Source organism: Burkholderia sp. Ac-20353 (assembly GCF_017104785.1).
In the GTDB taxonomy this organism is placed as follows: domain Bacteria; phylum Pseudomonadota; class Gammaproteobacteria; order Burkholderiales; family Burkholderiaceae; genus Burkholderia.
The window spans coordinates 1-12885 of the sequence record NZ_JAAGPL010000070.1 but is presented as its reverse complement, the minus strand read 5'-3'; the positions used below and the strand labels follow the sequence as shown (position 1 = coordinate 12885).

The following is a 12885-nucleotide window of genomic DNA, read 5'->3' as shown; positions in this document are numbered from 1 at the left end:
GCAAACCATCCACAGGCCGGGCGGGCGATTTTCTACCGACTGTCGGTCGCCGGTTATGATCGACGACAACGTATACTCCCGGCGGTTCCCCAACAAAGGCAGATGATGAAATTAATCGGTTCGCTCAGCAGCCCGTACGTCCGAAAGGCGCGAATCGTGCTTGCTGAAAAGAAAATCGACTACAAGCTGGAGCTCGAGAACGTCTGGGCGCCGGATACGAACATTCATGCCTCGAACCCGCTCGGCAAGGTGCCGTGCCTCGTGATGGAAGATGGCGCCGCGGTGTTCGACTCCCGCGTGATCTGCGAATACGTCGACACGCTGTCCCCGGTCGGCAAGCTGATTCCGCCGTCCGGCCGCGAGCGCGTCGAGGTGCGCTGCTGGGAAGCGCTGTGCGACGGCGCGCTCGACGCATCGGTCGTGATCCGCCTCGAGCACATGCTGCGCGAGGAACAGCACCGCAGCGCGAGCTGGATCGCGCGCCATCAGCGCAAGATCGACGACGCGCTCGTCGCGATGTCGCAGGGCCTCGGCGGCAAGACCTGGTGCGTCGGTAATCATTACACGCTCGCCGATATCGCGCTCGGCTGCACGCTCGGCTACTTCGACTTCCGGATGCCCGAGCTGAACTGGCGCGACCGCCACCCGAACCTCGACAAGCATTTCGCGAAGCTGATGCAACGGCAGTCGTTCGTCGACACGGTGCCGCAGGACGCCGCACCGCAGTGATCACGCGGGCGTCGCCCGCCGACGCATTCCGCAGATGAAAAACGCGCCCCGAAGGGCGCGTTTTTCATGGTGACTCGCAAGGCCAACGCCGTCACTCGATCGACGTGTAGACGGCGTCGCCGAGCGTGAACGAATCGCTGCGCGCGAGCGGCCACCATTTGTCGTACAGCGTGAAGCCGCAGGTATTGCCGCCGAGCAGCGAGCCCGGCTTCAGGTACTTCAGCAACTGCGACATCAGCCGGACCTCGTGTGGCGCGATGCGCTGCACGATGTGATGCGCGCGCAGCTCGGACGGATGCGACAGGCCGGCCGCCTGCACGAGCTCCTGCAGCGCGTGCAGCGTGTTGCGGTGGAAGTTGTACACGCGGTCGGCCTTGTCCGGCACGACGAGCGCGCGCTGGCGCACGGGGTCCTGCGTCGCGACGCCGGTCGGGCAGCGGCCCGTGTGGCAGGTCTGCGCCTGGATGCAGCCGACCGCGAACATGAAGCCGCGCGCCGAGTTCACCCAGTCCGCGCCAATCGCGAGCGTGCGCGCGACGTCGAACGCGGTGATGATCTTGCCGCTCGCGCCGAGCTTCACGCGGTCGCGCACGCCGATCCCGACGAGCGTGTTGTGCACGAGCAGCAGCCCTTCCTGCAGCGGCACGCCGACGTGGTCGGTGAATTCGAGCGGCGCCGCGCCCGTGCCGCCTTCCGCGCCGTCGACGACGATGAAGTCCGGCACGATGCCGGTCTCGAGCATCGCCTTCGCGATCCCGAAGAATTCCCACGGGTGGCCGACGCACAGCTTGAAGCCGGTCGGCTTGCCGCCCGACAGCGTGCGCAGCCGCTCGACGAATTCGAGCAGCCCGCGCGGCGTCGAGAATTCCGAGTGCGTCGCGGGCGAGATGCAGTCGCGGCCCATCGGCACGCCGCGCGTCTCGGCGATCTCGGGCGTGATCTTCGCGGCCGGCAGCACGCCGCCGTGGCCGGGCTTCGCGCCCTGCGACAGCTTGACCTCGATCATCTTCACCTGCGGATCGGCGGCCTGCTTCGCGAACTTGTCGGGGCTGAACGTGCCGTCGTCGTTGCGGCAGCCGAAGTAGCCGGACGCGATTTCCCAGATGATGTCGCCACCGTTCTCACGGTGGTATTTCGACAGCGAGCCTTCGCCCGTGTCGTGCGCGAAACCGCCTTTCTTCGCGCCGAGGTTCAGCGAGCGGATCGCGTTCGCGGACAGCGAGCCGAAGCTCATCGCCGAGATGTTGAAGATCGAGATGTCGTACGGCTGCGCGCGGTTCGCACCGACGCGGACGCGGAAATCGTGGTTCGGCAGCTTGGTCGGCGCGAGCGAATGGCTGATCCATTCGTGCGCGAGCGCCTTCACGTTCAGCTCGGTGCCGTACGGGCGGTTGTCGCCGACGTTCTTCGCGCGCTGGTACACGAGGCTGCGCTGCGCGCGCGAAAACGGTTTTTCGTCGGTGTCGTCCTCGACGAAGTACTGGCGGATTTCAGGTCGGATGAATTCGAACAGGAAGCGCAGGTGGCCCCACAGCGGGTAATTGCGCAGGATCGCGTGACGATCCTGGTTGAGGTCGTAGAGGCCGAGCGCGACGAGCGCGGCGGGGATCGCAAGCCACAGCCAGGAGAGGGCATGTTGTGACGCGAATGCGGCTGTCGCGACGAGCAGCAGGACGGCGCACCACATTGCGATGTAGCGTCTGGAAAGCATGGGGACTCCGTAAGGATCTTGAAATGCCGCCATGCGTTCGCTGCGCGGCGGCGCGCCGTCCGCGGCGGAATCGTGTCCCGCCGGGTGCGGCGTGCCGCAAGTCTAAACCGAATGCGTGTCAGCGTGCTTCGGCGAGCGCCGGTGCGCCGGCTGCGCTCGCCGCATGACCGGGCTGGCCGGTCGCCGCGAATTCGATGATGCCGCCGCCGACGCAGATCTCGCCGTCGTACAGCACGGCCGACTGACCGGGCGTGACTGCCCATTGCGCGTCGTCGAAGGCGAGCGAGAAGCGCTCGCCGTCCACCCGTGCAAACGTGCAGCCCGCGTCGGCCTGCCGGTAGCGGGTCTTCGCGCCGCACGCGAAGCCGTCGGCCGGCGGCTCGCCGGCGGTCCAGCTGACGTTGCCGGCGACGAGCTGCCGCGACAGCAGCCACGGATGATCGTGGCCCTGCACGACATACAGCGTGTTCGACGGGATGTCCTTCGCGGCGACGAACCACGGGTCGCCGTTGCCGTCCTTGCTGCCGCCGAGGCCGATCCCCTTGCGCTGGCCGAACGTATAGAACGCGAGACCGATGTGCTCGCCGACCGTCTTGCCGTCGGGCGTCTTCATCGGGCCGGGTTTGGTCGGCAGATAACGGTTCAGGAAGTCGCGGAACGGCCGCTCGCCGATGAAGCAGATGCCCGTCGAATCCTTCTTCTTCGCGTTCGGCAGGCCGATCTGCGCGGCGATCTCGCGCACCTTCGTCTTCGGGATCTCGCCGAGCGGGAACATCGTCTTCGACAACTGCGCCTGGTTCAGCCGGTGCAGGAAATACGACTGGTCTTTCGTATGATCGAATGCCTTCAGCAGTTCGAAGCGACCGTCGCGCTCGCGCACGCGCGCGTAGTGGCCGGTCGCGATCGTATCCGCGCCGAGCGTCATCGCGTGATCGAGGAACGCCTTGAACTTGATCTCGGCGTTGCACAGCACGTCCGGGTTCGGCGTGCGGCCTGCAGAATATTCGCGCAGGAACTCGGCGAACACGCGGTCCTTGTATTCGGCGGCGAAGTTGACGGCCTCGACGTCGATGCCGATCAGGTCGGCGACCGACACGACGTCGATCCAGTCCTGGCGCGTCGAGCAGTATTCGCCGTCGTCGTCATCTTCCCAGTTCTTCATGAACAGGCCGACGACGTCGTAGCCCTGTTCCTTCAGCAGCCACGCGGTCACCGACGAATCGACGCCGCCCGACATGCCCACTACCACACGGCGCTTGCTCATTTGTCCACCGCCTGACGATCGAAGACATCCGGCCGCGGCGCGACCGAATGCGTATGTACGAAATCGAGCGGAATGCGCCGCCCGGCGAGATAGTCGTCGACGCCGCGCATCACCGCCGGCGAACGGTGGCGCTCGCTGCACGCGCGCAACTCGTCGGCCGTCATCCACAGCGTGCGGACGATGCCGTCGTCGAGCGGCTGCCCGGCGAGCGGCTCGCCGGCCGTGCCGCAGAACGTGAAGCGCAGGTAGGTCGCACCGGCGTTGCCGGGGCGTTCGTAGTGCGCGAGATACACGCCGACGAGCGCGGCGGGTTCGAACGGATGCGCGGTTTCCTCGAGCGTTTCGCGAATCACCGCGTCGGCGAGCGATTCGCCCGCTTCGAGATGGCCGGCCGGCTGATTGATGCGCAGGCCCGTCGACGTTTCTTCCTCGATCATGAGGAAGCGGCCGGCGCGCTCGACGAGCGCCGCGACGGTCACATGCGGGGTCCAGATTTCGGGTTTCATGGGTGGGCATTTTACCGGTTGCGCCCGGACGCTGCCCGCCATAGCGCAATGATCGTTCCGACCCCGTATGTTGTCAGGGCTGGCGACGCGCGCGCGTGTGAAACGCTGCGCTGCAACAGTGCAGCACGATCGTGCGTCAAGCGCTGGCGCGGCCGCGGCTTTCGGCTAAAGTGGAACGTAACCGCCGTTGCTCGTGAGCCGGTATGTCAGCGTGTCCGGTTCGCCGTTGCAGTAAGAATCGAAGAAAGAAATACTGACAATGACTGGAGGAACCGACGATGCATATCGGAGTGCCTGCTGAAACGCGCGCGAACGAGACGCGCGTGGCCGCGACGCCGGAGACCGTCAGGAAATACGCGACCGCCGGCCACCGCGTGAGCGTCGCGAAGGGGGCCGGCACCGCGGCCAGTTATCCCGACGATGCGTATGCGGCCGCCGGTGCCGAATTGACCGGCCAGCCGGCTGCTTTCGACGCCGACATCGTGCTGAAGGTCCAGGCGCCCACCGACGCCGAACTCCCGTTGCTCAAGCGCGGCACCGTGCTGATCGGCATGCTCGATCCGTTCAACGGCGAACAGGCCGCGCAGCTCGCGGCGGCCGGCGTGACGGGCTTCGCGCTCGAGGCCGCGCCGCGCACCACGCGCGCGCAGAGCCTCGACGTGCTGTCGTCGCAGGCCAACATCGCCGGCTACAAGGCCGTGCTCGTCGCCGCCGCGCTGTATCCGCGCTTCCTGCCGATGCTGATGACCGCCGCGGGCACCGTAAAGGCCGCGCGCGTGCTGATCCTCGGCGCGGGTGTCGCCGGGCTGCAGGCAATCGCGACCGCGAAGCGCCTGGGTGCCGTGATCGAGGCATCCGACGTGCGTCCGGCCGTGAAGGAGCAGATCGAGTCGCTCGGCGCAAAATTCCTCGACGTCCCGTACGAAACCGACGAAGAGCGCGACGCCGCGCAAGGCGTCGGCGGCTACGCGCGGCCGATGCCGCCGTCGTGGCTCGGCCGCCAGGCCGCGCTCGTGCACGAGCGCGCGAAGCAGGCCGACATCATCATCACCACCGCGCTGATCCCGGGCCGCCCCGCGCCGACGCTGATCTCGGTCGAGACCGTGCAGTCGATGAAGCCCGGTTCGGTGCTGATCGACCTCGCGGCGGGCCGCGGGCCCGAGTTCGACGGCAGGAAGAGTGGCAACTGCCCGCTGACCGTCGCCGACCAGGTGATCGTCCACCAAGGCGTGACGATCGCGGGCCACACCAACCTCGCGTCGATGGTCGCGTCGGATGCGTCGGCACTGTACGCGCGCAACCTGCTCGACTTCATGAAGCTGATCGTCACGAAGGAAGGCACGCTGAACATCGACCTGACCGACGACATCATCGCCGCGACGCTGTTGTGCCGCGACGGCGAAGTCACGCGCAAATAACGGAGGAGACCATGGAAGTCATCAATCACACGGTGATCAACGTGATCATCTTCGTGCTGGCGGTGTACGTCGGCTATCACGTGGTGTGGAACGTGACGCCCGCGCTGCACACGCCGCTGATGGCCGTGACGAACGCGATCTCGGCAATCGTGATCGTCGGCGCGATGCTCGCGGCCGCGCTGACGGTCGGCGCAACGGGCAAGATCTTCGGCACGCTCGCGGTCGCGCTCGCGGCCGTCAACGTGTTTGGCGGGTTCCTCGTGACGAGGCGAATGCTCGAGATGTTCCGCAAGAAGGAGCCGAAGGCAGCGAAGGAGGGCGCGCGATGAGCATGGACGTCGTTTCGCTGCTGTACCTCGTCGCGTCGGTGTGCTTCATCCAGGCGCTGAAGGGGCTGTCGAACCCGAAGAGCGCGCGGCGCGGCAACCTGTTCGGGATGGTCGGGATGGCGATCGCGATCCTCACGACGCTCGCGCTGATCGTCAAGCAGGCCGGCACGCTCGGCGCGAACCTGCCGCTCGGGATCGCGCTCGTGCTCGGCGCGCTGGTCGTCGGCGGCGGGGTCGGCGCGTTCGTCGCCGCGCGCGTCGAGATGACGAAGATGCCGGAACTGGTCGCGGCGATGCACTCGCTGATCGGTCTTGCGGCGGTCTGCATCGCGTATGCGGTCGTGTCGGAGCCGGACGCGTTCGGGCTCGTGCCGCCGGACGCGACGTCGTCGACCTTCATCCCGTACGGCAACCGGATCGAGCTGTTCATCGGTACGTTCGTCGGCGCGATCACGTTCTCGGGTTCGGTGATCGCATTCGGCAAGCTGTCGGGCAAGTACAAGTTCCGGCTGTTCCAGGGCGCGCCGGTCGTCTATGCGGGCCAGCACCTGATCAACCTGATGCTCGCGCTCGGGATGCTCGGCTTCGGCGTGATCTTCTTCGTCACGCAGTCGTGGCTGCCGTTCATCATCATGACGGCGATCGCGTTCGTGCTCGGCGTGCTGATCATCATCCCGATCGGCGGCGCGGACATGCCGGTGGTCGTGTCGATGCTGAACTCGTATTCGGGCTGGGCGGCGGCGGGCATCGGCTTCTCGCTGAACAACGCGATGCTGATCATCGCGGGGTCGCTGGTCGGCTCGTCGGGCGCGATCCTGTCGTACATCATGTGCCACGCGATGAACCGCTCGTTCTTCAACGTGATCCTCGGCGGCTTCGGCGGCGAGGCGTCAGCCGGCGGGCCGGCCGGGGCGCAGGAGCAGCGCCCGGTGAAGTCGGGCTCGGCGGAAGATGCGTCGTTCATGCTCGGCAACGCGGAAACGGTCGTGATCGTGCCGGGCTACGGCCTTGCGGTGGCGCGCGCGCAGCACGCGCTGAAGGAGCTGACCGACAAGCTGGTCGAGAAGGGGATCGACGTGAAGTACGCGATCCACCCGGTTGCCGGGCGGATGCCGGGGCACATGAACGTGCTGCTCGCGGAAGCCGAGGTGCCGTACGAGATCGTGTACGAGATGGACGACATCAACGGCGAGTTCGGGCAGGTTGACGTGGTGCTGGTGCTCGGCGCGAACGACGTGGTGAACCCGGCCGCGAAGAACGACCCGACGTCGCCGATCGCGGGGATGCCGATCATCGAGGCGTACAAGGCGCGCACCGTGATCGTGAACAAGCGGTCGATGGCGGCGGGTTACGCGGGGCTCGACAACGACCTGTTCTACATGGACAAGACGATGATGGTGTTCGGGGATGCGAAGAAAGTCATCGAGGACATGGTGAAGTCGGTCGACTGATGCGCTTGCTTCCGAGTCAGCGCATCGGCGCTTCCGCAATCCGCATGTAGTCGGCGATCCGGCGCCCTTCCATGTCGGGAAACTGCTCGAGCACGGTGATGTCGCCCATCCGCGCGATGTCGAACGTGCGAAAGTCGTCGCGCAGCTCGCACCACGCGCCGATCGTCCAGCGCCCGCCCCAGTACACGAGCCCGAGCGGCCATACGCGGCGCTGCGTGTGTGCGCCGAGCCGGTCGCGGTACGCGAAGCTGACGATGTGCCGCGTGTCCACCGCCTGGTGGATCGCGTCGACCTTCGCGGGGAACGCCTCGTCGATGTGGAACGACGGCGCGAACACCGGCAGGCGGTCGAGCGCGGTGCGCTTGTCGGCCGGCATCGCCGACGCGATCTTCGCGAGCGCCGAACGTGCGCCGCCCGCGAAGCGCGCGCCGCCCCAGGTCTCGAGCATCCGCGCGCCCGCGGCGAGCGCCGCAAGCTCCTCGGCGGTGAACGTGAGCGGCGGCAGGCTCGCATTGCGGTTCAGCCGGTAGCCGATCCCGGCCTCGCCTTCGATCGGCACGCCCGACAGCTGCAGGTCGCGCACGTCGCGGTACACGGTGCGCGGCGACACCGACAGCCAGTCCGCCAGTTGCTGCGCGGTCGTCAGGCGCCGGCCGCGCAGCAGTTCGGCGATCTGGAACAGGCGGTCGGCACGGCGCGTCATTTCTGGTCCTCGATTCCGTCGAAGGCGGCGATTCCGCGATGATAGCGCTGCACCCGCTGCATCGCAGACCGGCTCAGTGGCATTTCGGCGCGTGCAGGCCGACGCGGTTGCCTTCGGTATCGATCAGGTACCCGATGTAACCGTAGTTGTTCGGCAGCTCGACGACCGAGCCCTGCACGACGCCGCCCGCGCGCTTCGCGCGGTCGAGCGCCGCGACGACCGATTCGCCCGCATTCAGGTAGACGAGCACGCCGGTCGCGCTCGGCTTCATCTGCTGCGGGTCGTAGACGATGCTGCCGCCGGTGGCCGACGCCTCGTGGCCGAACACGGCCATCGGTACGCCGCCGATCACTTCGCGCTGCAGCGTCGTCTGCAGCACGGTTTCGTAAAAGCGGATCGCGCGGTCGAAATCGAGGGACGGAATGTCGAACCATGCGATTGCGCGTTGTTCCTGGATTGCGGACGTCATGACCTGCTCCTTGTTTCGTTTGATTTCGTCTGGGAAACCGGCGTTGCATTGCGCCGGGATTGCAGTGTGATCGAGGGCTGCTGACAGCGTGCTGTCAGTAGCTTCGTCGGTCATGACACGCGGCCGTCCGGATGTGTCAGTGGCGAGCCATGTCGGCAGATGCGCGGATCGGCCGGGGATGTCTGGGCTACGACGATCCGTCAAGGGCGACGGTCTCGCGTCCAGTTCGGAGAGGGAGGGGGATGGTGGCTGGTCGAGCGCGCTGTCGAGCCTGAAGACGCGGCCTGAAGCGGGCCAAGCGGGGCCAGATGAGGTCACGCGGGGCCGTTTGGCCGTGCGGCCAGCCCCGGCGGCGGGCGACGGCAGCCGCCGCCCGCTGCGTGCGCGTTCGCGTGGCCGCGAACGCGCGATGCTTACGCGTCGCCGTCCGGCGCGGCCGGGCGTGCCTTCACGCTGCCCGCGATCAGGTCGAAGCGGAACAGCCGGCATTCGAGCGCGCCGTTGAAGAGCGGCGTCTTTGCCGACTCGCGCAGCCGGAGCTGGCCCGGCAGCGAACGGTCGGACGTCAGCAGGAACGCCTGCCAGCCCGTGAAGCGCTGCTTCAGCGCATCGCCGAACGAGTTGAAGAACTCGGCATCGGGCGCATCGGTGTGCGTGCGGCGGAACGCGTCGTCGTTGCCGCGGTTGCGGCCCGTCTCGCGCACCTCGCCGCGCGCGCTGCGGCCGCGCACCTCGATCCGCTCGCCGTACGGCGGGTTCGCGACGATGATCCCCGGCGCGTCGCACGGCAGCGCCACCACGCGCGCGTCGACCTGCTTGAGCCACACCGACGGCACGCCCGCCCGCTCGAGGTTCGTGCGCGCCTTGTCGAGCATGTCGCCCGAAATGTCGCTGCCGTAGACCGCGAGATCGTCGCGCTTGCCGCGCGCCGCGCGTTTCACGTCCAGCGCCGCGACCTTCAGGCCCTGCCACGCGGTGATGTCGTACTGCTTGAGCTTCTCGAAACCGAAGCGCCGCTCGACGCCAGGCGCCACGCCGAGCACGATCTGCGCGGCTTCCGCGAGGAACGTGCCGCTGCCGCACATCGGGTCGTACAGCGGCGTGCCGGGCGTCCAGCCGGTCAGGCGCAGGATGCCGGCCGCGAGGTTCTCGCGCAGCGGCGCCGCGCCCTTGTCGAGGCGCCAGCCGCGCTTGAACAGCGGCTCGCCGGACGTGTCGAGATACAGCGTGCAGTCGGTGGCGGTCAGGAACGCGAACACGCGCACGTCGGGCGCACCGGTGTCGATGCTCGGGCGCGCGCCGGTCTTGTCGCGCAGCCGGTCGCAGATCGCATCCTTCACGCGCAGCGTCGCGAACTCGAGGCTCTTCAGCGGCGACTTGATCGCGGTGATGTCGACGCGCAGCGTCTGCGTCGCCGCGAACCAGCGCTCCCACGGCTGCTCGAGCGCGAGCGCGTACACGTCCTGCTCGTTGCGGTACGGGCGGTGCGCAATCTTCAGCAGAATGCGGCTTGCGATTCGCGAATGCAGGTTTGCGGCCATGCCGGCGGCCCAGCCGCCCCGGAAATGGACGCCGCCCGGCACCTGCGCGCCCGCGGCGAACGGCGCGCCGTCCAGGTGGCGGCCGGCGATCTCGGCCAGCTCGGCGGCGAGCGCCGCTTCGAGGCCGCGCGGGCAGGGAGCGAAGAATTCGAACAGGGTGGGCGAGGACATAAGACGGGTGAGGGCGGACAAAAGTCCAGTATTGTACGCGCGTGTCAGTGCGACCCGTGCTGGCTCGTGTGGGCCTTCCGGTCGTCGGCCGGCCAGACGAGCACGACCGGATTCGCGGCGACCGCGCGGCCGATCGCGGCAACCAGCGCGCGCACCTTGGTCGGCCGCAGGCTGCGCGAGCGCACGGCCATCGTGAACGCGAGCGCGAAGCTCACCAGCACGTTGAGGATCGCCATGCTGAGCACACCCGCCGCAGCCCACCACAGCTCGGGCGTGTGCAGCGTCTCCTTGCCGAGCACGCCGAGCGCGATGCCGATCGACCCCGCGGACAGCGTCACGTGCCGCACTTCGAACGAGAACAGGAACACGCTGACGATCGCGGGCACGAGGCCGAGCATCAGGCCGAGGCCGACGTTGGCGACCACGCCGGCGACGTTCGACCGGCAGAAATGCGCGAGCTTCGCCGCGCCGGCCGCACCGAGCGTGAGGCGCAGCCGGCGGTTGTACGTGAGCGCGTCGCCGACGCGATGCAGCACGAACCAGTTGTCGGCCCAGCCGGCGAGCAGGCTCGACGACCACAGCAGCACGCCCGTGAGCGCCGCGTACAGCGGCGTCGGGCCGAGCAGCGAAAACGACTGCAGCGTCGCATGCGCCTTTTGTGGCGAGATCAGGTTCGCGTGCAGCACGCCGCTCGCGAACATCTGCACGAGGAAGCACACCGGCAGCACGACCAGCACGTTGCCGGCGATGGCCGCGGCCTGCGTGCGGATCAGCGCGATCACCGACGCGACGAACTGCTTCACGCCGTCGTCGTGCGTGGTGCCGTCGAGCTCGCGCGCGAGCGTCGGCGCGGTCATCGCCGGCTGCTTGGTCGCGAGCGTGAAGTGCAGGAAGTGCATCAGCATGAAGCTCGCCGCGTAGTTGACGCCGGCGAGCAGCCCTTCGAGCATCGACTGCAGGTGTGCACCGGTGATCGCGAACTTCGCGCAGACCGTCACGACGGTGACGAGCCCGCCGCCCGCGGCCATCCGCAGCATCTTCAGGTACTCGGCGCGGCCGCGCGTGATGTAGTGCTCGCCGGTGTCCGCGTTGTTCTCGACGAGCTTGCGCGCGAACAGCGAGAAATTGCTGCGCACGAGGTGCGACACGCTCTGGCTGTTCTGGTTTGCATCGACGAGCTCGGCGCTCAGGTGCGCGATCCCGCGCAGGTCGTCACGCGCCATCCACGCGTTGAGCAGCATTTCGGCGCGCTGGATGCGCATGCGCATCCGCTCGACCTGGAACACGATGTCGACCGACACGCCGTTGCGGTACAGGTGCGAGAACACGTCGTCGACCGACACCCGGCATTCGTCGAGCAGCATGCGCAGGTAGTTGACCTCGTGCAGCAGCTTGCTCGCGTCGCCGCCGTCCTCGACCGCCGCATGCGCGGTCTCGACGGCGAGCATTGCGCGCGTGAGCCGGTAGAACGGCTGCGACTCGAGCGGCTGGTGCGCGTCGTCGTCGGACAGGCGGCTGCGCACGGTCTGCGACAGGCCGGTCGAGCTGATCTGGCAGGTCAGGTTGTGCAGCGCGGCCAGCAGGTCGCGCGAGAACGAGCCGGGCTCGTGGCGCTCGTCGTCGGTCACGTCGAACGAGAACAGCGCGGCGAGTCGCGCGAGCAGATCGTCGGGCAGCGCGTCGATCCACTTCACGTCTTCCGGCGCCGGGAACATCAGCGTGAACAGCGCGGACAGCTCACGGCGGTTCGGCGCGGGCGGGATCAGCGACGAGTCGAGCCGTTCAAACAGCGCGCCGAAGAAGCCGGAGTGCACGGGCATGCCCGCGTCGCACAGCAGCGAGATGCCGTCGCACTCGCGCAGGATGCTGCGCAGGATCCGCGCAGCGTGCGATTTCCACGCGGGATTGCGGTCGAGCACGTGGAACAGGTAGCGCAGCCGCGCGTGCGCGGGATACGTGCGGATGTCGTCGTCGCGCTCGGCCGCGGCGTCCTGTGCGGACTGCATCGCACCGCTGCGGCGCAGCCAGTGCGCGAGCTCGATCAGCCATTCGCAGCGCTCGGCGTAGGGCGCGTCGGCGTCGGCATGCGCGAGCAGCGCGTCGAGCTGGTGGCTCGCACTGCGCGACGCGCGCCACTTCTTGATCAGGGTCGTCAGGGAACGAAACATAGAACGGAATAGCGATGGCCCTGGACGGGCGGGTTTCGGATGCGGCGAGGCGCCGGCCGGGAGGCGGCGCCTGGAATACCGGTGAGGCAGGCCGGGCACGGCGGCAACGCCGCGGCCCGTTCGATGCGGCCCGCGCGGCGTCACGGGCGCGGGTGCCGGTCTGTGCAGGCCTGAACGTGCGTAGGATCGTCAATCGGACGCAAAAACGCAAGCCGACCGGAAAGCCAGTCGGCGGTTCCGGCGGATTTTGACAAACAATGCAAGTTCGGGCCGTGACGGTCCGCGCGCAGCCGCTGCCGGTTACGTCCCCGGCTTGCCGGTCGCGCCGGCCGCATCGCCAGCCGAACCGCCGGCCGTTGCGTTCGCGGGGCACGGGACGAGCGGCGCGGCGGCAGTCTTTCCGCCGGACGTCGTCGCGGCCGCTG

The 12885-nt window shown here is 67.9% G+C and carries 11 protein-coding genes; 4 read left to right on the top strand and 7 right to left on the bottom strand.

Annotated elements, in window-relative coordinates:
* Window positions 1-102: 102 nt before the first annotated feature.
* Complete coding sequence (locus G3N94_RS20565; RefSeq protein ID WP_205794422.1) at window positions 103-729, top strand: glutathione S-transferase N-terminal domain-containing protein; 627 nt, start codon at window positions 103-105, stop codon at window positions 727-729.
* A gap of 91 nt (window positions 730-820) precedes the next feature.
* Here G3N94_RS20565 and G3N94_RS20560 read toward each other — a convergent pair whose 3' ends face one another.
* The 3 genes from G3N94_RS20560 to G3N94_RS20550 all read right to left on the bottom strand — a co-directional run bounded on the left by G3N94_RS20560 (window position 821) and on the right by G3N94_RS20550 (window position 4210).
* Window positions 821-2440: an FMN-binding glutamate synthase family protein gene (locus G3N94_RS20560; protein ID WP_205794421.1), complete on the bottom strand. Its 1620-nt coding sequence runs from the start codon at window positions 2438-2440 to the stop codon at window positions 821-823.
* A 118-nt stretch (window positions 2441-2558) separates the two neighbouring features.
* Window positions 2559-3704, bottom strand: coding sequence for a tRNA 2-thiouridine(34) synthase MnmA (gene mnmA / locus G3N94_RS20555; RefSeq protein WP_205794420.1), 1146 nt, complete (start codon window positions 3702-3704; stop codon window positions 2559-2561).
* Entirely contained in the window at window positions 3701-4210 is a 510-nt protein-coding gene (locus G3N94_RS20550; RefSeq protein WP_205794419.1) for an NUDIX hydrolase, read from the bottom strand. Before G3N94_RS20550 ends, mnmA begins: the two co-directional genes overlap by 4 nt.
* 278 nt (window positions 4211-4488) lie before the next feature.
* On the opposite strand from G3N94_RS20550, the gene G3N94_RS20545 reads away from it, so the two are divergent.
* Genes G3N94_RS20545 through G3N94_RS20535 form a run of 3 tightly spaced genes read left to right on the top strand, consistent with a single transcriptional unit; the run spans window position 4489 to window position 7408 of the window.
* The gene (locus G3N94_RS20545; protein ID WP_205794418.1) at window positions 4489-5628 is read left to right on the top strand and encodes a Re/Si-specific NAD(P)(+) transhydrogenase subunit alpha; all 1140 of its coding nucleotides are present in this window, start codon (window positions 4489-4491) and stop codon (window positions 5626-5628) included.
* A gap of 11 nt (window positions 5629-5639) precedes the next feature.
* Window positions 5640-5957: an NAD(P) transhydrogenase subunit alpha gene (locus G3N94_RS20540; protein WP_124604336.1), complete on the top strand. Its 318-nt coding sequence runs from the start codon at window positions 5640-5642 to the stop codon at window positions 5955-5957.
* Window positions 5954-7408 (top strand): NAD(P)(+) transhydrogenase (Re/Si-specific) subunit beta, encoded by a 1455-nt coding sequence (locus G3N94_RS20535; RefSeq protein WP_205794417.1) that lies wholly within the window; start codon window positions 5954-5956, stop codon window positions 7406-7408. The genes G3N94_RS20540 and G3N94_RS20535 overlap by 4 nt, the downstream gene beginning before the upstream one ends.
* A 16-nt stretch (window positions 7409-7424) precedes the next feature.
* Here G3N94_RS20535 and G3N94_RS20530 read toward each other — a convergent pair whose 3' ends face one another.
* The 4 genes from G3N94_RS20530 to G3N94_RS20515 form a co-directional block, all read right to left on the bottom strand.
* Complete coding sequence (locus G3N94_RS20530; protein WP_205794416.1) at window positions 7425-8111, bottom strand: YafY family protein; 687 nt, start codon at window positions 8109-8111, stop codon at window positions 7425-7427.
* Window positions 8112-8184: 73 nt separating this feature from the next.
* The gene (locus G3N94_RS20525) at window positions 8185-8580 is read right to left on the bottom strand and encodes a VOC family protein (RefSeq protein ID WP_205794415.1); all 396 of its coding nucleotides are present in this window, start codon (window positions 8578-8580) and stop codon (window positions 8185-8187) included.
* 413 nt (window positions 8581-8993) lie between these two features.
* Window positions 8994-10292, bottom strand: coding sequence for a class I SAM-dependent RNA methyltransferase (locus tag G3N94_RS20520; protein WP_205794414.1), 1299 nt, complete (start codon window positions 10290-10292; stop codon window positions 8994-8996).
* Window positions 10293-10336: 44 nt separating this feature from the next.
* Complete coding sequence (locus tag G3N94_RS20515; RefSeq protein WP_205794413.1) at window positions 10337-12460, bottom strand: site-specific recombinase; 2124 nt, start codon at window positions 12458-12460, stop codon at window positions 10337-10339.
* Window positions 12461-12885 lie beyond the last annotated feature (425 nt).

Coding starts and splice junctions, on each gene's coding strand:
- G3N94_RS20565 (WP_205794422.1), top strand. CDS start 103: ATGATGAAATTAATCGGTTCGCTCAGCAGCCCGTACGTCCGAAAGGCG.
- G3N94_RS20560 (WP_205794421.1), bottom strand. CDS start 2,440: ATGCTTTCCAGACGCTACATCGCAATGTGGTGCGCCGTCCTGCTGCTC.
- mnmA (WP_205794420.1), bottom strand. CDS start 3,704: ATGAGCAAGCGCCGTGTGGTAGTGGGCATGTCGGGCGGCGTCGATTCG.
- G3N94_RS20550 (WP_205794419.1), bottom strand. CDS start 4,210: ATGAAACCCGAAATCTGGACCCCGCATGTGACCGTCGCGGCGCTCGTC.
- G3N94_RS20545 (WP_205794418.1), top strand. CDS start 4,489: ATGCATATCGGAGTGCCTGCTGAAACGCGCGCGAACGAGACGCGCGTG.
- G3N94_RS20540 (WP_124604336.1), top strand. CDS start 5,640: ATGGAAGTCATCAATCACACGGTGATCAACGTGATCATCTTCGTGCTG.
- G3N94_RS20535 (WP_205794417.1), top strand. CDS start 5,954: ATGAGCATGGACGTCGTTTCGCTGCTGTACCTCGTCGCGTCGGTGTGC.
- G3N94_RS20530 (WP_205794416.1), bottom strand. CDS start 8,111: ATGACGCGCCGTGCCGACCGCCTGTTCCAGATCGCCGAACTGCTGCGC.
- G3N94_RS20525 (WP_205794415.1), bottom strand. CDS start 8,580: ATGACGTCCGCAATCCAGGAACAACGCGCAATCGCATGGTTCGACATT.
- G3N94_RS20520 (WP_205794414.1), bottom strand. CDS start 10,292: ATGTCCTCGCCCACCCTGTTCGAATTCTTCGCTCCCTGCCCGCGCGGC.
- G3N94_RS20515 (WP_205794413.1), bottom strand. CDS start 12,460: ATGTTTCGTTCCCTGACGACCCTGATCAAGAAGTGGCGCGCGTCGCGC.